This window comes from Larsenimonas salina, assembly GCF_023736155.1.
Taxonomy (GTDB): Bacteria; Pseudomonadota; Gammaproteobacteria; order Pseudomonadales; family Halomonadaceae; genus Larsenimonas; species Larsenimonas salina.
On sequence record NZ_JAMLJJ010000001.1, the window covers coordinates 970778 to 992763 of the forward strand.

Below are 21986 nucleotides of genomic sequence, written 5' to 3' on the forward strand. Positions count from 1 at the left end.
CTATGCAACACTGGGATCGAATCGAGGCGTTCGTCATCGTGGTTCGCGAAGGGAGCTTTTCCCGCGCGGCCAGCGAGCTGGGCGTGTCCGTGTCACACGTCAGCCGCTCCATTTCACGGCTCGAGCAGTCACTGGATGTGCCGCTTTTGTACCGCACTACCCGAACGCTGTCACTGACAGATGCCGGCCGCATCTACTTCGAGCACTGTCACGCCCTGTTCGAAGGATTCAAAAGTGCGACTCAGGCGGTGCAGTCGCTTGGCTCGGCCCCCCAGGGCACATTGAGAGTCAGTGCAGCAACAACCTACGGGGAACGATTCATAGCACCGCTGATCAACGAATTCAAACATGCCCACCCACAGCTCACGGTGGAGCTTCACCTCTCCAACCGCCGAGTGCATCTGATCGAAGAGAATTTCGACATCGCCATTCGTCTTGGAGCACTCGAAGACTCAAGCCTTGTGGCGCGCCAGCTTGCTCGACGCAACGAATTCGTGGTTGCACACCCAGGCTACATTGCCCGGTATGGATGCCCGCAAACCCCGGGCGATCTTCGCCATCATAATTGCCTTATCGGCTCGACCCGAAAATGGGTGTTTTTCGAGCAGGGTAAACGCCGGGACGTAACCATTGATGGCGACTACCGGGTCAACTCGGGGGCCGCCCTTCTGGACGCTGTACTGGAGGGGTTTGGAATTGCGCAACTGCCGGACTATTACGTCGCGCCGTACCTGAAGACCGGAGAACTCAGAGCAGTACTGGATGAATTTCGTCATCCGCACACGGGCGTTTGGGCTGTCTTTCAGGGGCGCCAGCCCCTGTCACCCAAGGTCCGTCTGTTTCTGGATCATGCGATCAAGTGCCTGCCGGAGCTAAGCGGGAACATCACGGATTATGAAACATAACTCAGGTAATCCTGTTCCTGCAGATACGCTTTTGAGAATCCGATAACCGATTCAAGCCGCTCGATATCCAAAAGCGTGACGTGATTACGTTCCCGACAAATCATGTTTTCTTCACGAAGCTCACTGAACGTACGACTTACGTGTACGGCACTAAGTCCGAGCGCATCGGCGATGATCTGCTGCGAGAGCGGCAGCTCAAAGCTGTTGCCAAGCTCAGGATTTGTTCGCTTCAGGCGCATATAAAGCTCATACACCAGATGCGCGGTTTTCTCGAACGCATTACGCCGCCCAAGATTGACCAGACGTTCAGTCAGAAGCGTTTGCTGGCGCGCCGAGATCGAAAAGAAAATGGTCGTAAGCTTGGTCGAATCGCGAAAGATATCGATCAGATGGTTATGGGGAAACCGGCAAATGACACTGTCTGTCAGCAGTTTGATGCCGCTCATTCGCTCCTTGAAGGCGAATTCACGCAGGCCTACGATGTCGCCCGGTAAAAAAACGTCCAACACTTGGCGTGTTCCATCATCGATGTTGCGGTATGAATACGCCCAGCCAGATTTAATCGTGCATATTTCACCCGCCTTATCGCCCTCTTCCCAAAGCGTTTGCCCCGAAGTCCCGGAGATGGGCTCCTTCTCGAGCGCTTGCAGAAGCTTAGTATCGCTCTCGCTCAGTGGGCCGTAATGCTTAAAATGACGGACTATACAGCTTTCATTTCCGCTCATTTCACCTTTCCTCGCCAAGATGATCTTATGATTTAAAACTAGTGGTCTGCACAGATCCTTGAAAACGTCAAAAAAGCGCCTTATACCTGACTAAGTGACTGATCTGTCCACTCTCTATTGTCAACGCTGCCCTTGTTGTCCACAGATAACATGGGTTATGTGATTTAAAAAAACGTGTATTAAGCGTTACACATAGCCCAACGATGTTCGACGTCCATTTACTGAAACCTCGATAAGTAATTTATAGCCAATAAAAAAGCGCCTTGAAAAGGCGCTTTCTGGATCGAGCACGTCGCGTCGTTATTCGTCCACGAACGACCGAAGAGACTCGCTTCGCGAGGGATGGCGAAGCTTACGCAGTGCCTTGGCCTCGATCTGACGAATACGCTCTCGCGTTACATCGAACTGTTTACCGACCTCTTCAAGTGTATGGTCGGTATTCATGTCAATGCCGAAGCGCATTCTGAGCACCTTGGCTTCACGGGCTGTAAGACCGCCAAGGACGTTGCGTGTCGCTTCGATCAGACCTTCACCGGTTGCCGAGTCGATCGGAAGAATCATGGTGCTGTCTTCGATGAAATCACCCAGGTGCGAATCGTCGTCGTCACCGATCGGGGTTTCCATCGAAATCGGCTCTTTGGCGATCTTGAGTACCTTGCGCACCTTGTCTTCGGGCATCTCAAGCCGCTCGCCCAGCTCTTCCGGCGTCGGCTCGCGCCCCATCTCCTGGAGCATCTGGCGCGATACGCGGTTGAGCTTGTTGATCGTCTCGATCATATGCACCGGAATACGGATCGTACGCGCCTGATCCGCGATGGAGCGGGTAATCGCCTGACGGATCCACCATGTCGCGTAGGTCGAAAACTTGTAGCCACGACGATACTCGAACTTGTCGACCGCCTTCATCAGACCGATGTTGCCTTCCTGGATCAGGTCGAGGAACTGCAGTCCACGGTTGGTGTACTTCTTGGCGATGGAAATGACGAGACGAAGGTTGGCTTCGACCATTTCTTTCTTGGCACGGCGCGCCTTGGCTTCACCGATCGACAGCTTGCGGTTGACTTCCTTGAGGCCAGAGACGTCGAGGTTGACCAACTCTTCCTCGAACGCAATCTTGCGCTGCGCCCGCGTAATGTCGCTGCGATACTTCTCAAGCGCTGCGGAAAACTTGGGGTGCTTTTCGATGAAGTTATCAAGCCAGGCCATGTCCGCTTCATTGCTCGGGAACGAGGCAATGAATGTCTTTCTAGGCACCTTCGCGCGCTTGACGAAAATACGCATGATTTCGCGTTCTTGCGTGCGCACCTGATCGATACTGAGACGCACCTGGCCGACAAGGCGTTCGAAGTGCTTGGGCACCAGCTTGATCGGCGCGAACAGCTCAGCAAGACGCTCCTGCTCTGCGGTTACATCCTTGGCGCCAAGCCCCTTCTTCTCGATCAGGGCCTTGGTACGCTCGTTCTGTTCACGAATCTGCTCGAAGCGAACCCGGGCAAGCTCAGGATCGGGACCGCCGTCACCGGCACTTTCTTCATCGTCCTCGGCGTCTTCGGATTCCTCATCCTCGTCAAGCTCTTCGCCGTCCTTCGGAGTAACCTCGGGCTTAGGCGGCGTGTACTCTTCTTCGACTTCGGCCACACCCGGAATACCCTCATCGGGGTCGATGAAGCCACTGAAAATATCGGAAAGCCGCCCGGGCTGCTCTTCATCCTGAGTCGCATCGTAGGCGTCAAGAATCGAATCGACAGCGCCCGGTAGAAACGCAAGAGAGGCCATGACCTCACGCGTGCCTTCTTCGATGCGCTTGGCGATCTCGATCTCGCCCTCACGGGTGAGCAGCTCGACAGACCCCATTTCACGCATATACATGCGCACAGGGTCAGTTGTTCGCCCGACGTCGCCTTCGACGGCCGCAAGAGCAGCGACAGCCTCTTCGGCCGCCGATTCGTCGGTAGAGCTGTCCGACATCATCAAGGTATCGGCATCGGGCGCCTCTTCGACGACGTTGATGCCCATATCGTTGATCATGCTAATGATGTCTTCTACCTGCTCGGGATCTGCGATATCCTCCGGCAGGTGGTCGTTGACCTCTGCATAAGTAAGGTAGCCTTGCTCCTTACCCTGTGCGATCAACTCCTTCAGACGCGACTGCTGTGTATTTCCAGCCATAGAAACCTATCTCGACGAAGAAGAATGTGATGTACCTGAACCCGTAGGGTATTCGATAGCGAATCGTCCATTATAGCTGAGACGGTCGTCATCGCCAGTGCTGCATTGACTCGGCTTTCAGGTATGCTATTTTGGTTCGTTTAGCCGTTTCGGCTTAATACCCCATTACATGAGGGTGTTTGAGCGGGTTTCAACCCTGCCCTGATGACAGTTCCTGTGCCAGTTGCCACATCCGTACGGCGTCATCCCTGTTGAGTCGTTCTCCACGCTGTTCCTTCTCGCGCAAAGCGTCGTATTCCTGCTGGGGCGACAACTGCGTTTGCTGTCGCTTGAAATGCTCGACCAGATTTTTGAGCTCCTGCGCGCGATACTGCGCTGGCAACAAAAGATCCTGACGCTTGACCAACCGCTGAAGGTGCGCGCCCTGCTCGGTGCCGTGAAAGTGCATCAAAATGACTTGAGCGCTTCGATACTGCCCTGCACGAATCAGTTCGACCACTTTGGCCAGCAATGTTCCCGAATCGGTATCAGGGCACCACTGTGTTCCCTCCGGCACGCCTTCGATGCTTTCCGGCGAATGAAGCAGCAGCAAAAGCGCTCGCTCGCTCGCGTTCAACGTCTGGTCGCCAAACCGCGACCGGGGTGACTGAGTACGCGATGACGGCTCGGCATCATAAGGACGCTCAAAGTGACTATCGGCCGAGGTCGAATCGGCTTTCTCACCTAAAAGTGTGTTTATGCGCCCCCGCTCGACGCCACTGCGCTCGGAAAGCGCATCGATCATTACCGTTTTAAGCACGCCTTCCGGCAATAATCGGATGAAGCCCAACGCCCGGCTCACGAAGCGCTCACGTCCTTCCACCTGCTTTAGATCGACGTCATTGCTTGACTGCTCGAACAGAAACTCGGAAAGCGAGCTGGCACAAAGAACACGTTCATTGAACGCGTCAGCGCCTTCGCGGCGCACAAGACTGTCCGGGTCATCCCCTTCCGGCAGAAACAGGAAGCGAGCCTGACGGCCATCGATCATCTGAGGCAGCACGGTCGAAAGCGCCTTAACCGCCGCCTGGCGCCCGGCGTTGTCGCCATCGAAACAGAACACCACCTCGCTTACGAGTCGAAACAGCCGCGTCAGATGCGTTTCCGTGGTGGCCGTACCGAGTGTGGCTACCGCAGTGTCGATCCCGAACTGCGCCAGCGCCACCACGTCCATGTACCCCTCGACGATCAGCAGCCGCTCGGCTCTTGGCGCGGCCTGACGTGATTCGTACAGACCATAGAGCTCACGCCCCTTGTGAAAGACCGGCGTTTCCGGCGAATTCAGATACTTGGGCTTGGAATCGTCGAGCACACGCCCGCCAAACCCGAGCACCCGGCCTTTCCAGTCCCGAATCGGAAACATGACGCGATTGCGAAATCGATCATAGGTTCGATTGGAGCCTTCCTTTTCGATCAAGAGCCCGAACTCGACCTGCTCTTGCTCGCTGACCTGACGCTGATTAAGCGCATGCTTGAGACTGTCCCAGCTGTCAGGCGCAAACCCGATGCTATAGCGCTTGGCAAGCTCTGAGGATACCCCACGCGAGCGCAGGTACTGGCGCGCCTGTTCGGCATCATGCTGACCGAGCTGATGGCGATAGAACCGAGCCGCCGTCTCAAGGACATGCTCGCTCGCGTCCTGTTGACGCTTGCGCTCACGGGCACGCGCCTGGGCCTTGGGGTCGTCGTCGGTATCCCGCGGCACCTCCATCGCATAGCGGGAGGCCAGCTGCTCGACCGCCTCCGGAAAACGAAGACCATCGTATTCCATCAGAAACCGGAGTGCGTTGCCGTTCGCACCACAGCCGAAGCAGTGATAGAACTGCTTGTCGGGGCTGACGGTAAAGGAAGGAGATTTTTCATCATGAAAGGGACACAACCCCTGAAAGTTGCGCCCTGCCTTCTTGAGCGTGACTCGCTCACCGATCAATTCCGCAATATCCGCACGCGCCAGCAGGTCATCAATGAAACGCTGGGGAATCTGTCCTGCCATGAGGTTAAGACCGCCGCCTGGAGTACGAAAAGTAAGCGAATGACATCGAAGGAGAGAAAATCATCGGCACAAAAAGCAAGCGGCCGCCATAGGCAGCCGCTCCTTATCCTTCTTAAGCGTAGCAGGACATCCCATTACGCTTAGGTACGGATCAATACAGCCGTTCGAAACGCTTGCGCTCGCGCTGAACCTTCTTAGCGTGACGCTTGACTGCCGCAGCCGCCTTGCGCTTACGCTCGGCAGTGGGCTTTTCATAGTGTTCACGACGACGAACTTCGGAAAGAACACCCGCTTTTTCGCAAGAACGCTTGAAGCGACGAAGTGCAACGTCAAACGGCTCGTTATCACGTACTTTTACAGAAGGCATTAAGCGATCACCACCTTGTTGAGTAGATCGGTTATGAACGTGCTCAATGCCCCGAACCTGTTCCACACGAAGGCAGAAGGCACGGACAAATTAAGCACAGCTTACTTGAGGGTGCGGATTATACTCATCGGACATGCGAAGTGCAATGTGCCTGACAGCCCATGAACAACCGATTACACTAGGCGGCCTTATTCGTTAATCAAGGTGTTCCATGCGTGTATTGGGCATCGAAACGTCGTGCGATGAAACCGGCGTTGCGCTCTATGATACCGACCGCGGGCTTCTCTCCGATGCCCTGTACAGCCAGGTTGCCATGCACGCCGACTTTGGCGGCGTGGTGCCTGAGCTCGCATCGCGCGATCACGTCCGAAAGCTGCTGCCGCTGATCGATACCGTTTTATGCGAGGCCGGCCTCACTCGATCTGAAATCGACGGCATCGCCTATACCGCAGGCCCCGGCCTGGTCGGAGCCCTGATGGTCGGCGCCTCGACCGCCCACGGCATGGCCCGGGCACTTGGCATACCGGCACTCGGCGTCCATCACATGGAAGGCCACCTGCTTGCCCCGATGCTTGAAGAGACCCCGCCCGAGTTTCCGTTCGTAGCGCTTCTGGTATCAGGCGGCCATACCCAGCTGATCAAGGTCGAGGGCATTGGCCAATACACCCTCTTGGGCGAATCGGTAGACGACGCCGCCGGCGAGGCCTTTGACAAGGTCGCCAAGATGCTGTCGCTGCCCTACCCGGGCGGCCCATCAGTGTCAAAGCTTGCCGAATCCGGCACCGAAGGCCGCTTTCGCTTTCCAAGACCGATGACCGACCGACCCGGGCTCGATTTCAGCTTTTCAGGGCTCAAGACCCACACCCTGACCACACTGAAATCTCTCGAAACCCAAGACGCGCTCGATGGGCAGGCCAAAGCCGATGTCGCTTGGGCGTTCGAGGACGCCGTGGTCAATACGCTTGCAATCAAGTGTCGGCGTGCATTGAAGGAAACAGGTTACACACGCCTGGTGGTTGCCGGCGGCGTCAGCGCCAATCGACGCCTTCGCCGCTACTTGAGCGACGTCATGACCAAACAGAACGCCCGCGTATTTTATCCGGATCTGCGATTTTGCACCGACAACGGCGCCATGATTGCACTGGCCGGTGCGCTTCGCATGAAGGCGGGTGAGCGCGACCGCGCCACCATGTTTACCACGCCGCGCTGGCCACTGGCCGAGCTTCACCCTCCCGGCTTTCAAAAGGCCTGACCGCCATGGACATCATTCGTATCGACCGTCTTGCCCTTGACACCGTAATCGGGGTCTATGACTGGGAAAAACGCATTCACCAGCGCCTGCTGCTGGATCTCGAACTCGGCTGGGACATTCGTCCGGCGGCCGAGACCGACGATCTTTCAAAAACGCTCAACTACGCCGCCGTCAGTGACCGACTGCTCGAGTTCGCAGACCGCGAGACGTTCGAGCTGATCGAAACCTTTGCCGAACGCGCTGCGGCGTTGATTCTCGCCGAGTTTCAGATTCCCTGGCTGCGCCTGAGCGTTCACAAGCCCGGCGCCGTTCCTCAGGCCCAGTCGGTCGGGGTCACCATCGAGCGACACGCGTAGGCGCATCATGCGGGAAGCGTTTTTAGGTCTTGGCAGCAACATCGATCCGGCCCATTCGATTTCGCTCGGGCTGGATGCGCTTGCCCAGACGTTCGGCGACATCACGCCCTCCCGGGTGTTCGAAAGTGCACCGGTTGGCATTCAAAGCGACAGCGTGTTTTACAACATGGTGGTCGCTGTCCGGACCGAGCTTGCCCCCGTCGCCCTGAACCAGCGACTGAAAACCATCGAGCACGCCCTCGGACGTGACCCGAGCGCCCCGCGCCACGCACCACGAACGCTTGATATCGACCTCCTTACCCTCGGCACGCTCACTCGGGCCTTGGCACCGACGCTGCCGCGCCGCGACATTCTGGACTACGCGTTCGTACTGCGTCCGCTGGCCGAACTGCGACCGAACGAGCACCACCCGGCACTTGGGCAGAGCTATGGCGAGCTATGGCGCGGTTTCGCCGATAAGGCCGCCCAAACACTGACGCCGGTCGCCTTCACATGGCAGGACCAGCTCATCTCCTGGCCGGACCGCACACCCGCGCTATAGCGCGCCGTCACACGCATCAAGCGCCCGGGCGATTGCGCGATGGCGAGCCGTCGCAAGCGCCTCTTTCATGGCCGCACCGCGATACCCCTCGGCGCTCAGCGCTTTTGGCGAAACCGCCTCCGCCGCCTGGCGCGCCTTGCCAAGGCGCTCGACCAGCACGGACTCGGTGTCGGTGTCGGCCTCAAGCGCAAGCATCGAAAGTACGGCATCGGCCCGCTCGGGCTTTCGCCAGACATCGATGTCACTCAGCCAGCCAAGCACCGACGCCGCCGTCAGTGATGCCTCGCTTGAAAACGCGCGCGTGCGCTGAAACGCCGCTGCCAGTTGCGCGAACCGCTTTGGCACTTTCATGTGCGCCATCACGGCCGTCAGCGCAGGCAACTCGTGGTACTGCAAAAGCGCTGCCCAGCGAGCCTCGACAGAGGCGTGACGCGCCTGCCGCGCCATGCCCCGGCGAAGCGCCAAAACGTTCACCGAGGGCCCCATCAACTGAGGCAGCGCACCCAGTCGTGAGAGCAGATCGAAAAACGCCGGACACGCCGGCTCGCCAAGCGCTTTTTCAGTTTCCTGCCACACCCGCTCACGTGCCAGCGCTTCAAGCTCCCCCGCGCCCACCATCGTTACCAAAAGCGCCCAGGTCGGCTCGGCCACCTGGAAACCAAGCGCATCGTAGCGGGCCTGAAACCGCGCCAGGCGCACGACGCGAAGCGGGTCTTCAATGAACGCCTGACTGACATGACGAAACAGCCGCTTACGGCAATCTTCCATGCCGCCGTAGGGGTCGATCAGCGTGCCATCGAGGGCTTGCGCCATGGCATTGATGGTCAAATCGCGCCGCGAGAGATCTTCTTCAAGCGTGACGGCGGTAGACGCATCGACCGTAAAGCCGCCATACCCGCGGCCGGATTTGCGCTCCGTTCGCGCCAGCGCATATTCCTCGTGCGTCGTCGGATGCAAAAAGACCGGAAAATCCTTGCCGACCGGCACGAAACCACGCGCCTGCATGGTCTCGGGGGTCGCGCCCACCACGACCCAGTCGCGGTCATACACCGGCCAGCCGAGCTGTGCATCGCGCACCGCCCCCCCGACCAGATACACCTCGAGGCCGTCGATGGCCGGGTCAACAGGACGTGTCATGACGTGGTATCGACGTAGTCCAGATGCTCATAACGCCACTGCTCGAAGCCACCATCCAGGCTGTAGACGTCTGAGAAGCCCTGACCAGCAAGCCAGGACGCTGCCTGCTGACTCGAATGGCCGTGATAGCACACCACCACGACAGGCGTTTCCGGCGGAGCCTGATCGATGAAGGCACCGACCGTTGCGTTATCAAGATGCTGGCTGTGTGTAATGTGACCGCCGGCAAAGCTCAAAGGGTCACGAATGTCGACGACGGTCAGAGGCCGGTCGCTTTCGAGCCACTGCCTGAGCGTCGCAGGCGATAGATGTGCGAAAGACATGCACCCTCCTGGGGCGTGAAATTATTGGCGGCTGGGCACCGAGGTCAGCGTCGCATCAGGCAACGTCAGTGCCGTCAGGGTGCCGCGCCAGACACAGCCGGTGTCCAGCGCCCAGCAGCGAATGGCGGACTCGGGCGTTCGACCTTCAAGCGCCGCCCAATGTCCGAAGGCGATCGGCAGATCTTCGACCGTACGCGGAAACTGGAACCAGGGCTTGAAGCCATCAGGCGCGCTCGAAAGACCCTCTTTTGCAGCAAAATCGAGTGTGCCGTCCTCATCGATGAAGCGCATGCGGGTCATGACGTTGACGATGGCGCGAATTCGTTCCATGCCGGTCAGCGTGTCCGTATAGCGCGCCGGCGTATTGCCATACATCTGGCTCAAAAACGCATCGACCTGATCGCCGCCAAGCACCGCCTCCACCTCACGCGCCAACCGCTCGGCCTCTGCCACCGACCACGACGGCAAAAGCCCGGCGTGCACCATGGCAACGCCGTACGCTCGATCGACGCGCATCACCGGCTGGCGCCTGAGCCAGTCGATTAGCTCGGTGCGATCCGGCGCCTCAAGAATCGGCGCCAGCGTGTCGTTTTTCTTGAGCCGGCCATGGCCATGAGCCACGGCCAGCAAATGCAGGTCGTGATTGCCGAGGATGACCTTGATGCGATCGCGTCGCTGATAGACCGCTCGAAGGCACTCGAGCGAGCCCGGGCCCCGGTTGACGATATCGCCCGCCACCCAGAGTTCATCGTCGCTGTCGTCAAAGGCAAGCACCTCGAGCAGATCCTGAAACTCCTGATAACACCCCTGCAGGTCACCTACGATATGCAGTGTCATGAGTCTCTCCTGCCGTCAATGGACACGGTTCGGTGGCGCAAGCCGAAAGGGTGGGATCGGCACCAGAAACTCTCCCGATTCCGGGTCGGCGAAGGTGTAATGCCCTTCCATCACACCAATATCGGTGTCGATGACGGCGCGGCTTTGGTAGCTGAAGTAGCCTCTGGCCGCAATGATCGGCATTTCACCGACCACCCCCTCCCCTTCGATTTCCTGCACTTCACCGCTGCCCTGCGTAATTTTCCAATACCTGCGCAAAAGCTGAACATCACGCTCACCGGTGTTGCGAATCTCGACGTCGTAACTAAAGACAAACTGCTGGGCGTTGGCATCGGATTCGGAGGCCACGAATTCGGCAGTCACCGAGACCTGGATGTCCGGCGTTTCAGGCGTGTCCGTCATGAGCGGGCTCCTCTGGCAGCGCATTGGTCAACCGAATGTATTCATCAAGCGTCAAGGCCTCCGGCCGCTTGCCCGGGTCGATTTCAAGCGCCTCGATGGCCTCGCCCGCCATCAGCGGTTTCAAGTTGTTTCGAAGGGTCTTGCGGCGCTGGGAAAACGCCTGCTTGACCAGTCGAGCCAGCCGCTCGGGGTCGGTCGCCTCGAACGGCGACGTTTTATAGGGGCGCAGCCGAACGATGGCGGAATCCACCTTCGGGCGCGGCACAAATGCCTCTGGCGGCACATCGAACAAGTGATCCACCTGGCAATGATACTGGGCGAGAATCGAAAGCCTTCCCCACTGGCCGCCACCCGGACGCGCCGCCAACCGCTCGACCACTTCCTTTTGCAACATGAAGTGCATGTCCTCAACCACCTCATGGACCTCGAGCAGCTTGAAGATCAGGGGCGTGGAAATGTTGTACGGCAGGTTACCCACAACGCGCAGGCGCTCACCGGCCGCCAGCGCTCTGAAATCGAACGCCAGCGCATCGCCCTGATGAACGCGAAACTCGGGGTAGTTGAAAAACTGGGTCTTAAGCCCCGGGATCAGATCCCGGTCGAGCTCGATCACATCCAGCGCGTTGGCGCCGTTCAACAGCCCTTCGGTCAACGCCCCCTGGCCTGGTCCGATTTCCACCAGCCGATCTCCGGCGACCGGATGAATTGAACGAACCAGCCGGTCGATGATGCCCGGGTCGCGCAGAAAGTTTTGCCCGAAGCGCTTACGCGCCCGGTGCGGCGTGGGTGCTTGATGCGTCATAAAGAATGCGTACTTGATGTCGTGGCCGACCGCGCCATGGTGAGGGCCTGCTCGATGGCAACGTCCAGGCTGCCGCGCTCGGCGGCCCCGGTTCCAGCCAGATCGAGGGCAGTGCCATGGTCGACCGAAGTTCGAATGATGGGAAGACCCAATGTGATGTTGGCAGCGCGCCCGAAGCCGGCGTATTTGAGTACCGGTAGCCCCTGATCGTGGTACATGGCGACCATGGCGTCATGCACATCGAGATAGCGCGGCGTAAAGGCCGTATCCGCTGGCAAGGGGCCCGTGAGTTTCATGCCTCGGGCGCGCAGACGCTCGAGCGCCGGGGCGATAATGGTGCCGTCCTCATGCCCGAGATGGCCACCCTCACCGGCGTGAGGATTAAGCCCGCACACCCCGATGCGCGGCGACTCGATGCCGAAATACCGCGTCAAATCGGCCGCCACGATCTCAAGCGTCGCCGTGACTGCCTCGTCGGTGATCGCGTCGCTGACCGCTCGAAGTGGCAGATGCGTGGTCACCAGCGCCACTCTGAGCGCCTCGGTTGCAAGCATCATGACCACATCCGATACCCCGCAGGCGTCACGCAAATACTCGGTGTGGCCGGTAAAGCCGGTTTCACCTGAGTCGATGATTACGCCCTTGTGAAGCGGGGCAGTCACCATGGCGCACGCACGCCCTTCACGGCAGGCCGTGATGGCGACATCGAGCGTCTCCAGCACGAAACGGGCATTGTCGGTATGCACCTGCCCTGGCGTAACCGGGCGCTCAAGCGCGACCGGCCAGACGAACAGAACGCCCGGAATCGGCGCCGGTACGGTGTCCGGCGTCACCAACTCCACCTCAAGGGTTCGCCCGAGCGCGACAGCGCGCGCTTCAAAAAGCCGTGGATCACCCACCGCCACCCATCGCGCGCCTTTGGCGGCTACGGCAGGGTCACAGGCCAGATCAACAATGAGATCCGGGCCGATACCGGCCGGCTCACCCGGAGTAATGACCAACGGCGCGAGTTCGGCCTTCATGGCGTCGCTGCTCAAGAGCCACCGTCATCGAGACGGTTGTCGACGTACGCCGAAGCCCGGATTTCCTGCTGCCAGCTCTCGAGCTCCTCGTTGACCTTGCGCGTGAAGAGCTTCTGACGAATCTGTTCGCGCTGAGCCTGCTCGGTGACGTCGCGCTGACGCCGCCCTTCAACTTCGATCACGTGATAGCCGAACCGGGATTTGACCGGCTCTGAAATCTGGCCCTGCGGCAGGGATTCAAGAGCCTTGGCAAACGCCGGTACCATCTCGGAGGGTTCGCTCCAGCCGAGTTCGCCGCCGTTGAGCGCGGTGCCCTTATCATCGCTGTACTGCTTGGCTAGCGCATCGAAATCAGCGCCCTGCTTGAGCTCGTTATAGACGCGCTCGGCAAGCGCGCGAGCCTTGGCATCGCTGCGGTTCGGGTTCGGGCTGATCAGGATATGGCGCGCCTTCACCTGTGAGATAAGCTTTTGCTGCCCACCCTTCTTGTCGACCAGCTCGACCAGATGGAAGCCGCTGGCGCTTCGAATCGGCTCGCTGATTTCACCCTTGCTCATGGCAGGCACAACGTCTGCAAAGATCGTCGGGAGTTCATTGCGTGGACGCCACCCGAGATCCCCGCCAGAAAGCGAGTCGTTTTGCTGGGCGAGTTTACCGGCCATTTCCTCGAACGATTTGCCGCTGGCCTCAAGCTGCGTGCGGAGCTTTTCAGCCTGGGCACGCGCCTTGGCGACCTGGGCAGCAGAGGCATTTTCAGGCAGTGATACAAGAATATGGGCCAGATGGTACTGGGCCTTGTCGGCCGCGCCCAGGTGATCCAGATACTGTTCGACTTCGCGGTCCGACACCGACACACGCCCGGCAACCTTCTGTCGCTGAACCTGCGAGATAATCATCTCGCGGCGCACCTGCTCACGGACGGAATCAAACGATACGCCCTGTTTGCCAAGTGCGGCCTGAAAGGCCTGTACCGACTCGAAGCCATTGCTCTTCGCGACCTGTCGCAGCGACTGGCTGAGCTGGTCGTCATCAACGCTTACATTGGCTCGCTTGGCCATCTGCAGCTGAATGTCTTCAAGGATCATGCGATCGAGCACTTCGCGCTTGAGTGTTTCCATCGGCGGCGGCGTAACGCCGCGCGAATCAAGCTGCTCGCGCACCTCCTGGAGACGACGGTTCAGGTCGCTTTGCATGATGGCGTCCTGATTGACCACCGCAACGATCCTATCGAGCGGCTGAGCGGCTGCGTGAGCCAGGGGGGACAGACCGATGACGGCCGCCAATCCCAGCGGGGCCAGTAGCGTTTTGCGCATGATAAAGCTCTCTATATCCTGACATTCATCGGCGTAAGACACGCCTTGATGCATTAAAACGTGGTCGGCGTATAGCCCGGCACGGCGTCTGAAAAATACGGTTCCGGATCCTGACCTAGACCACCCAGGCCCTTGAGTACGAACCGAAGGAAGATACCGCGCTTGGTTTCGTCATCCAAAATGGTATTGGCGGTATCGTCGTCGTCGACCCACTCACGCCAGGCCACCTCAACGCCATAGCAGCAATCGTTGAACTGGATACCGGCCAGCTTCTCGAGCGAGCGGCTGTTGGTTTCATCGTAAAGGTACCGGCCGATCAACGAGACGCTGCTCGAGGCCTTCCAGGCGAACGATACGTCATACTCGTTGCGGTTGTAGCCGAGACGATCTTCGCGGTCGCCTGCGGGATCAAACCCTTGCACTTCCCAGCGATAGCCCAGATTCAGCACACTGCCGTCAGGGTGACGATAGTTCAGGTACGTTGCGTTGCGTTCGGTGCGGTCGCGCTCGGTGTCATACATCAACGTATAGCGCGCGCTAAAGCGGTCGTTGATCCGCCAGTCGATCTGGCCTATAGCTGGCGAATAGTCCCGGTGGTTGTTGTAGTAGTACGGACTATTCGGGTCGTCGTAATTCTTGCTCGGGTCGTTATCAGTCACGTCACGGTCTTCGAAATACCGGCTTTGGCCCAACGAAAGTTTGAGCCGCTCGCGACCGGTCTCGCCCTCGAGGAACCGTGAACTGACCCCGTAGGAAAGCTTGTTGACGTCCCCGATGCGATCACTGCCGGTAAAGCGGTACGGCGACCAGAGACGGTTGATGGAGTACGCCTGGGGGTTGGTATCGAACACCGGCGCATCGTCCTGATCACGCTCGGGCACGTAGGCATAGAACAGCCGTGGCTCCAGAGTCTGACGCCAGTCACTGTCAAAGGCCGAAAAGTCGCGTTCGAAGATCAGACCGGAATCGATCGAGTAGACCGGAGCTGCCACGGACGGCGAGTCACTACGCCCGTTTAGATCTGCGTCGTTTCGGTTGCCGTAGTCCAGCTCATATTGGGAGTACCAGAGCGCGGCGCGCGGCTCGAAAAAGCCCCAGCTGGTATCGGCGCGATAACCAAGCGCAGGCTCGGCGTGCAGCCGCGAGCCGTTGGCGGATTCATTCAGTGGCACATCGTTGTGGTCGATATCGCGCCAGAAATAGGTCGCGGAGCTGTTCCACTCCTGATACAGACCGTTGTCCTGACGCCAGCGCGCATCCGCGATCAGCGCCGGCAGTTCGTAGAACGGCTTGTCGTCATCGCGAAGCGGGTCGTCCATTTTCTGGAAGCCGCGCGCCCGACCCTGCAAGTGCCAGGTTTCGCCGCGGTAATCCAGTCGCGCCAACCGCTCCAGGTGATCGGTGTCGATTTCCTCAAAGCTCTGGCCGAGGTCATCGAAATAGTCGCCGTCGCTGGCGGCGCCGTAGCGAAGATCATAGCGAGTGCGCGGAGACAGGCGCCCGGTCTGGGTATAGTTGATGTACCAGCGGTCTTCGCCGGCATGGTCATCATCGCTGTCGTCACCGCCATCATCGCTTGAAAGGTAGGCACCCTCCAGCTGGCCGGCGGCGCTGTCACCCAACAGGTAGCGGAACTGACCGCCGAGCATTGAGCCACGGTTTTGAATGTAGCGCGGGGTGATGGTGGCGTCGTAGTTGGGCGCCAGGTTCAAGTAGATTGGCTGGCTGTAGTCGAGCCCATCGGAGCCGGAATAGCCGATCAACGGCCAGAGCGCGCCGGTATGCCGACGGTCATCGATCGGAAAGCGCACCCAAGGCCAATAGAAGACCGGAATGTCCTCGATCTCGAGGCGTGCGTGCTTGGCCGTGCCGTAGCCGTTTTCACGGTCAAGCACGACGTCGTTACCTACCAGTCGCCAGAGGCTGCTTTGAGGGTCACAGGTGGTAAAACTTGCTTCTCGTAGCCGATAGCGGCCGTCCTTCATGCGGGCAAGCGAGCGCGCGTCGCCTCGAGCATGCTGGTCATGAAAGACGTAATGGGCAGCGTCGACCTTGGCAGCCTTGCTGTCGAGCGCGATGTCGGCGCTGTCGCCACGCACCAGCGCACCATTGGCGCGCCACGCCAGGGGGCCTGTCACGTGGGCGCGCGTGCGCGCTTCATTGACAGCCACTTCAGGCGCTTCAACCTGCTGATTGCCACGACGAAGTACAACGTCGCCATTCAGGATCGTTTCGCCGCCGTCACCGTAGCCGGCTTGATCCGACGTGCTTCGCACCTGAGCGTCGGTCTCACCCGGCTCGATACGGTAAGAAGGCATGACGTATTGGCCGCGGCACAGCGCATCGGCCGGACGGTCCTGCCCCCAGGGTTGCCAATCAAGCTCACTGGCCGGCGGGGTGGCCGGAGGCTCCGCATGCGCGGCGCCGGCCAGGACCCCAGTCAACGCGGCGGTCCAGAAGGTACGCTGCCCCATATTGTTCGTCATCCTTGCTTTTATAAAGACCCGGGAATGATCCCATGTACATGATTGAAAAAATCGGTAAGGTACATCGTCGATACCCACTCGCCCCGGCACGACCGACGACAACTCCGGCACGACCGACTACAGGAACACTATGTCTGACCGTTTCACGCACATGGTGCGATGGCTGGCTGCGTGTCATGACTGCGCCGCCCATGACCTCTTACTCGACACCGTTGCCGACGACGCCAGTTTTCGGCGGTATTTTCGTCTGACGCTGCCCGATGGGCAAACGCGCATCGTCATGGATGCGCCGCCGGCGCTCGAAGACAGCACCTCGTTTGTCGACATCGCGGCACGCTGGGCAAGCGCGGGCATTCCCGTACCCGACCTCTTCGAGTACACGCTCGAAGAGGGGTTCATTGTACTCGAAGACCTCGGCGACATCATGCTACGACAAGCGCTCGACGATGAACACCGTGTCGACACGCTGATCGATCACGCGCTGAGCCTTTCGACCCGTATCGCAGCCCAGCCCACCGAGGGCTTGCCCGTCTATACCGCCGAGCGGCTTCGCGATGAAATGAACCTGGTGCTCGAATGGACGCTGCCGTGGCTCGAACTGACGCCACCGGCTGACTGGCCACAGGCGATCGAGCGCATCGTGGATGCGATCACCGACCAGCCCTACGTCACCACCCACCGTGACTACACGGCGCAGAATGTGATGGTGCAGGGCGAGCGTCTGCGCGTCATTGACTTTCAGGGCGCGTTCAAGGGCCCCTTGAGCTTCGACCTGACCTGTCTGCTGCGTGACCGCCACGCCCCCTGGCCGGCGGCGAAGCTCGATCACTGGGTCACAGCCTTTCACGCCAAGGCACAGGGTACAGGACTGATCACGGAGCGCTCACCCGAGCGCGTTCGCGCCGACTTCGAGGCCACCAGCGCCCAGCGCAGCATCAAGGTACTGGGCGGCTTCTGCAGAACCGCCTTCCGCGACGGCAAGCCGCGCTACCTTGGGCACATGCCTCACTTCCTCGATCACGCCTGCGCCGCGCTCGCCGCACTTGATGAACGCGCCCTGCTCGACTGGTTCGAGCGCGAGTTCCGCCCCACACTTGCAACAGCCCTTTCACACCCGGAGGCGCTCCCGTCATGAAAGCAATGATTCTGGCCGCCGGGTTCGGCACCCGCATGCGCCCCCTGACCGACACTTGCCCAAAGCCGCTGCTGCTTGCCGGCGGCAAGCCCCTGATCGTGCATCACCTCGAACGACTGAAGGCCTGCGGCATCGATGAGGTCGTTATCAACGTAAGCTACCGGGGAGAACAGATCATGGACGCCCTCGGTACTGGCAAGGCGTTTGGAATGACGCTTCACTGGAGCGTTGAGCCTACACCGCTTGAAACCGCCGGCGGCATCATCAAGGCCCTGCCCATGCTTGGCGAGGCGCCGTTCTGGCTGGTCAACGGGGATGTGTACTGCACGTACCCCATCGATCCAAGCGCCACCCTCGATAGCGCTCTTGCACATCTGGTGATGGTTGATAACCCCGACCATCACCCACACGGCGACTTTCATCTCACCGAGACCGGTGACGTTTTCAAGCACGGCCAGCCAATGCTTACGTATTCAGGCATCGCGCTTTTGAGCCCAGCCCTGTTCAACGGCGGTCAATGCGACCAGCCAAGCCGACTCGCGCCCTACCTGGTGAATGCCATGGCGGCCGGCCGGGTTCGCGGTGAGCGCTTTGACGGGGATTGGCTCGATGTGGGAACACCTGAGCGTCTTGCCGAACTGGATGCACGATTGAGCGGGATCCAGTAACATTCGCCTCATTTTCCAACGACCCGAGACAGACCGATGAAAGCAACCGTCAAATGGACCGATGGGCGCCAGTTCGTGACCGAATCCGGTAGCGGCCACAGCGTGGTCATCGATGGCAACCCGGACAACGGAGGGCGCAACACCGGCCCGAGGCCCATGGAATTGATGCTGATGGGCCTGGGCGGCTGCACGTCCTATGACGTCATCAACATCCTCGAAAAATCGCGTCAGGCCGTCACTGATTGCGTCGCGACCATCGAGGCCGAGCGCGCCGACACGACGCCTTCCGTTTTTACCAAGATTCATATTCATTTCGTCGTGACCGGACGTGCGCTGAAAGAAAGCCAGGTCAAGCGCGCCACCGAACTTTCGGCCACCAAGTACTGCAGCGCATCACTGATGCTTGAAGCCGGCGGCGTTGAAATCACGCACTCGTTTGAAATGAAGGAAAGCGCGTAACCTTTCGAGGACGAAACGCTGACACCCCCGTTGAAAAAGGAAGGTGCGCTAAGGCAAGCGGCTGTGCATAATGCGCCTTTCTCCGGGCCTTGGCCGATACGCCGGGCATTTACTACCGCTGATACGTTTGGGAGGCTCGGAATTGTCCGATAAGCTCCGACTTCATGGGTTCAACAACCTGACCAGTTCGCTTAGCTTCAATATCTACGATATCTGCTATGCGAAAACGGAAGAGCAGCGCGGAGCCTACATCGACTACATCGATGAGCTCTATAACGCTGAACGCCTGACTCAGATCCTGAAGGATGTCACCAACATCATCGGCGCGCACGTGCTCAACATCTCGCGCCAGGACTATGAGCCCCACGGGGCAAGTGTCACGATCCTGATCGCAGAGCATGAGCTGGAAGAGCCGCTGAGCCGCGAAAATGCAGAACCAGGCCCCGGCCCACTGCCTGAAACCGTGGTTGCACACCTGGACAAGAGCCACGTAACGGTACATACCTACCCCGAGTCGCACCCCGACAACGGCATCAGTACGTTTCGGCTCGACATCGATGTCTCGACCTGTGGGATGATTTCACCGCTCAAGGCGCTGAATTACCTAATCCACAGCTTCGATTCCGACATCGTTACCGCCGACTACCGAGTACGCGGGTTTACGCGTGATGTGGACGGCAGGAAACTGTTCATCGACCACGACATCACCTCGATCCAGGACTACATCTCAGAAGATACCAAGCGCGCCTATCAGACGATCGACGTCAACGTCTATCAGGAGAACATGTTCCATACGAAGATGCTGCTGAAGGATTTTGATCTCGACAACTACCTGTTCGGCACCTCGCGTCGGGAACTGTCCTTTGAAGAAGCCGACGACATCGAGCGGCGCCTGCGTCGGGAAATGCTGGAGATTTTCTACTCCCGCAACATGGACTGAGCGGACCTTACGCTCTCGCGCACCAAAAACGGCGCCCATACTCATGTGGACGCCGTTTTTTTATGCCCTTGGCCTGCTTCACGTGTGCTCAGCCATGGCGCCCGACCAGAGACACACCCCGCGCGGCCATGGTCAACGCCCAGCGGCACGGCATCGGCCAGCTCTTGCCCCCGGCTTCAAGCATCTGGCGGGCATGATGCGCGTTATCCCCCTGCATGGCCTGAAAGACAGCCTTTGATCGTCGATCGTCTTCCGGCAAGTGGCGTATCGAGCGCTCCAGGTGTTTATGGGAGGCCTGAGTCACGGTATGGACGAAACTCAACCCGGCCGATTCGTTGATGCGGGCCAACACAGCAGAGCTTGCCATCGCGCCGACGTACAGGGGCGGATCAAAGACGCTGGCCGAACGCCCACCGCATTCGCGAATGCGCTGCTGGCACCAGCCAAGCTGATCCCACTGCTCACCAGCCACCTGCAGACTGCGCGCCTGCGCCTTGGGCGAGCGAGAGGCCAGCATTTGTCCCTGATAGATTGCCTGCACACAGAGGGCGTGGGTGTACTGTCCCTTGACCGAGCGCGCCGAACGCTTTCGTACTTCAGCCGACAAGGCACCGTCACTGGTGGTGTGCGCCGGCGACGCTCGCTGTGGCTCGTTGGCACTGGGCACCAGTACGCGCAACAGGGTATCGAACTGGCTGATCATTCGGTCGGCTCGATTCAACGCCATCTGTCTCTCTCCTTGTAGGCCCTCATGCTACAACCATAGGCAGCGGCGACCGAAAGCACCACCTGCATCAAAAAAAGCCTCGAATGAGGCTTTTTTTGATGCAAGCATTCGGCTCAGCCAGCCGGCCAGCTCATCTGCCGCCCGCCCATCAAATGAAGATGGATGTGATAGACAGATTGGCCGCCATACTCATTGCAGTTCATCACTACACGGTAGCCCTGGTCGGCAAACCCGCGTTCACGCGCAATCTTGGACGCAGTGAGATGAAGACGCCCGACCAGCTCGGCATCGCCCTCGGTTAAATCGTTGAGCGTGTGAATTTCGCGCTTGGGAATGATAAGCACATGGTGCGGCGCCTGAGGTTCGATGTCGTTGAACGCCAGAACATGCTCATCTTCATACACGATATCGGCAGGAATTTCGCGATTGATGATCTTGGTAAAAATAGTGCTCATAATCTTTCCTTTCGAGGGTTAACCTCATCGAAAACGACGTTTGGACAACAAAGACTCAACGCGCGGCGTGATCACAAGCTCAATGGCCAGGGGCATTTTTGAACCTGGCACCACAAGCGTGTGCGGCCGCGCCATGAATGAGTCCTTGATCATGGACAACAGGTAGGGAAAGTCCGCGCCGTGACGGTCGCGAAAGCGAATCACGACAAAGGATTCATCGTCACTTGGAATATCCTGAATCTCGAACGGGTTCGACGTATCGACCGTCGGCACGCGCTGAAAGTTGACGTGGGTGCGCGAAAACTGGGGCAGGATGTAGTGCACATAATCTTCCATACGCCCAAGAATGGTATCGACCACGGCCTCGTGAGAGTATCCCCGCATGTTGGTATCGCGGTTGATCTTTTGAATCCACTCGAGGTTCATGGTCGGCGCCACGCCCACCAGCAGATCGACATGACGAGCCACATCGTACTCGGACGTCACCAACCCGCCGTGAAGCCCCTCGTAGAACAAAAGATCCGTGCCTTCAGGCAGCGGCTGCCATTCGGTGAAGGTACCGACCTGATAGCCAGCCTCCAGCATCTGCTTGTCTTCGGCATGAATGTAGTGACGGTAAGTACCACCCCCGCGTTCGCCATACTCCCTGAACAGCCCCTCGAGCCGGTCGAGCAGGTTGGCCTCGACCGCAAAGTGTGAAAGCTCTGCCTTGCGCTCGGGCTCTTCTCTGAAGATGCGCCGCAGGTCTTCGCGGGTATACCGGTGAAAGGCGTCGCCATCAACGACGGCAGCGTGGATCGATTCCCGGGCGAACATGCGCTCGAACGCTCGACGAACGGTGGTCGTTCCCGCCCCGGACGAGCCGGTCACGGCCACGATCGGATACTCTCGAGACATGCTCTCCTCCCAGATGATGATCGACGCCGTTTAAAG

General features: G+C 59.2%; 23 protein-coding genes. 8 read left to right on the forward strand and 15 right to left on the reverse strand.

Annotation, left to right across the window (positions count from 1 at the left end; all coding sequences use genetic code 11):
* The first annotated feature begins 2 nt into the window (after positions 1-2).
* Entirely contained in the window at positions 3-905 is a 903-nt protein-coding gene (locus NAT23_RS04615) for a LysR family transcriptional regulator (protein ID WP_251926021.1), read from the forward strand.
* Here the strand turns inward: NAT23_RS04615 and NAT23_RS04620 are convergent.
* The 4 genes from NAT23_RS04620 to rpsU form a co-directional block, all read right to left on the reverse strand.
* Positions 893-1630: a Crp/Fnr family transcriptional regulator gene (locus tag NAT23_RS04620; protein ID WP_251591049.1), complete on the reverse strand. Its 738-nt coding sequence runs from the start codon at positions 1628-1630 to the stop codon at positions 893-895. The two genes, NAT23_RS04615 and NAT23_RS04620, sit on opposite strands and share 13 nt — an antisense overlap.
* A 300-nt stretch (positions 1631-1930) precedes the next feature.
* Positions 1931-3799 carry an RNA polymerase sigma factor RpoD gene (gene rpoD / locus NAT23_RS04625; RefSeq protein WP_251926022.1) on the reverse strand — a complete coding sequence of 623 codons (1869 nt, stop codon included), beginning with the start codon at positions 3797-3799 and terminating at the stop codon, positions 1931-1933.
* A 190-nt stretch (positions 3800-3989) separates the two neighbouring features.
* Positions 3990-5831 carry a DNA primase gene (dnaG, locus tag NAT23_RS04630; protein ID WP_251926023.1) on the reverse strand — a complete coding sequence of 614 codons (1842 nt, stop codon included), beginning with the start codon at positions 5829-5831 and terminating at the stop codon, positions 3990-3992.
* Positions 5832-5982: 151 nt separating this feature from the next.
* Positions 5983-6198, reverse strand: a complete 216-nt coding sequence (gene rpsU / locus NAT23_RS04635; protein WP_227389497.1) for a 30S ribosomal protein S21 — start codon at positions 6196-6198, stop codon at positions 5983-5985.
* A 211-nt stretch (positions 6199-6409) separates the two neighbouring features.
* On the opposite strand from rpsU, the gene tsaD reads away from it, so the two are divergent.
* From tsaD to folK, 3 genes are read left to right on the forward strand one after another with little or no spacing between them, the layout of a single operon-like run.
* Positions 6410-7450: a tRNA (adenosine(37)-N6)-threonylcarbamoyltransferase complex transferase subunit TsaD gene (gene tsaD, locus NAT23_RS04640; RefSeq protein WP_251926024.1), complete on the forward strand. Its 1041-nt coding sequence runs from the start codon at positions 6410-6412 to the stop codon at positions 7448-7450.
* 5 nt (positions 7451-7455) lie between these two features.
* The gene (folB, locus tag NAT23_RS04645; RefSeq protein WP_251926025.1) at positions 7456-7806 is read left to right on the forward strand and encodes a dihydroneopterin aldolase; all 351 of its coding nucleotides are present in this window, start codon (positions 7456-7458) and stop codon (positions 7804-7806) included.
* A 7-nt stretch (positions 7807-7813) separates the two neighbouring features.
* On the forward strand, positions 7814-8347 hold the full coding sequence (gene folK / locus NAT23_RS04650) for a 2-amino-4-hydroxy-6-hydroxymethyldihydropteridine diphosphokinase (protein WP_251926026.1): 534 nt from the start codon (positions 7814-7816) through the stop codon (positions 8345-8347).
* Here the strand turns inward: folK and NAT23_RS04655 are convergent.
* Genes NAT23_RS04655 through NAT23_RS04690 form a run of 8 tightly spaced genes read right to left on the reverse strand, consistent with a single transcriptional unit; the run spans position 8342 to position 16657 of the window.
* A complete protein-coding gene (locus tag NAT23_RS04655; RefSeq protein WP_251926028.1) occupies positions 8342-9484 on the reverse strand; it encodes a tRNA nucleotidyltransferase/poly(A) polymerase-related protein in 1143 nt (380 codons plus the stop codon). The genes folK and NAT23_RS04655 overlap by 6 nt on opposite strands.
* Positions 9481-9807, reverse strand: a complete 327-nt coding sequence (gene glpE / locus NAT23_RS04660; RefSeq protein WP_251926030.1) for a thiosulfate sulfurtransferase GlpE — start codon at positions 9805-9807, stop codon at positions 9481-9483. The genes NAT23_RS04655 and glpE overlap by 4 nt, the downstream gene beginning before the upstream one ends.
* 21 nt (positions 9808-9828) lie before the next feature.
* Entirely contained in the window at positions 9829-10644 is an 816-nt protein-coding gene (locus NAT23_RS04665; protein WP_251926032.1) for a symmetrical bis(5'-nucleosyl)-tetraphosphatase, read from the reverse strand.
* A 15-nt stretch (positions 10645-10659) separates the two neighbouring features.
* Positions 10660-11046 carry a Co2+/Mg2+ efflux protein ApaG gene (gene apaG / locus NAT23_RS04670; RefSeq protein WP_251926034.1) on the reverse strand — a complete coding sequence of 129 codons (387 nt, stop codon included), beginning with the start codon at positions 11044-11046 and terminating at the stop codon, positions 10660-10662.
* Positions 11030-11848: a 16S rRNA (adenine(1518)-N(6)/adenine(1519)-N(6))-dimethyltransferase RsmA gene (gene rsmA, locus NAT23_RS04675; RefSeq protein WP_251591084.1), complete on the reverse strand. Its 819-nt coding sequence runs from the start codon at positions 11846-11848 to the stop codon at positions 11030-11032. The genes apaG and rsmA overlap by 17 nt, the downstream gene beginning before the upstream one ends.
* On the reverse strand, positions 11845-12870 hold the full coding sequence (pdxA, locus tag NAT23_RS04680; RefSeq protein ID WP_251926211.1) for a 4-hydroxythreonine-4-phosphate dehydrogenase PdxA: 1026 nt from the start codon (positions 12868-12870) through the stop codon (positions 11845-11847). Before pdxA ends, rsmA begins: the two co-directional genes overlap by 4 nt.
* A gap of 11 nt (positions 12871-12881) precedes the next feature.
* Positions 12882-14183 (reverse strand): peptidylprolyl isomerase, encoded by a 1302-nt coding sequence (locus NAT23_RS04685; protein WP_251926036.1) that lies wholly within the window; start codon positions 14181-14183, stop codon positions 12882-12884.
* Between the two features lie 53 nt (positions 14184-14236).
* The gene (locus NAT23_RS04690) at positions 14237-16657 is read right to left on the reverse strand and encodes an LPS-assembly protein LptD (protein ID WP_251926039.1); all 2421 of its coding nucleotides are present in this window, start codon (positions 16655-16657) and stop codon (positions 14237-14239) included.
* 142 nt (positions 16658-16799) lie between these two features.
* On the opposite strand from NAT23_RS04690, the gene NAT23_RS04695 reads away from it, so the two are divergent.
* From NAT23_RS04695 to speD, 4 genes are all read left to right on the forward strand, one after another.
* Entirely contained in the window at positions 16800-17804 is a 1005-nt protein-coding gene (locus tag NAT23_RS04695; protein ID WP_251926040.1) for an aminoglycoside phosphotransferase family protein, read from the forward strand.
* Positions 17801-18472, forward strand: a complete 672-nt coding sequence (gene murU / locus NAT23_RS04700) for an N-acetylmuramate alpha-1-phosphate uridylyltransferase MurU (protein ID WP_251926042.1) — start codon at positions 17801-17803, stop codon at positions 18470-18472. Before NAT23_RS04695 ends, murU begins: the two co-directional genes overlap by 4 nt.
* A gap of 36 nt (positions 18473-18508) precedes the next feature.
* Entirely contained in the window at positions 18509-18931 is a 423-nt protein-coding gene (locus NAT23_RS04705) for an OsmC family protein (protein ID WP_251926043.1), read from the forward strand.
* Positions 18932-19073: 142 nt separating this feature from the next.
* The gene (gene speD, locus NAT23_RS04710; RefSeq protein WP_251591102.1) at positions 19074-19871 is read left to right on the forward strand and encodes an adenosylmethionine decarboxylase; all 798 of its coding nucleotides are present in this window, start codon (positions 19074-19076) and stop codon (positions 19869-19871) included.
* A gap of 88 nt (positions 19872-19959) precedes the next feature.
* Here speD and NAT23_RS04715 read toward each other — a convergent pair whose 3' ends face one another.
* From NAT23_RS04715 to NAT23_RS04725, 3 genes are all read right to left on the reverse strand, one after another.
* The gene (locus tag NAT23_RS04715) at positions 19960-20598 is read right to left on the reverse strand and encodes a 3-demethoxyubiquinol 3-hydroxylase (RefSeq protein ID WP_251926045.1); all 639 of its coding nucleotides are present in this window, start codon (positions 20596-20598) and stop codon (positions 19960-19962) included.
* Between the two features lie 113 nt (positions 20599-20711).
* Positions 20712-21053: a histidine triad nucleotide-binding protein gene (locus NAT23_RS04720; protein WP_251926047.1), complete on the reverse strand. Its 342-nt coding sequence runs from the start codon at positions 21051-21053 to the stop codon at positions 20712-20714.
* 24 nt (positions 21054-21077) lie between these two features.
* Complete coding sequence (locus tag NAT23_RS04725; protein WP_251591109.1) at positions 21078-21950, reverse strand: phosphoribulokinase; 873 nt, start codon at positions 21948-21950, stop codon at positions 21078-21080.
* Positions 21951-21986 lie beyond the last annotated feature (36 nt).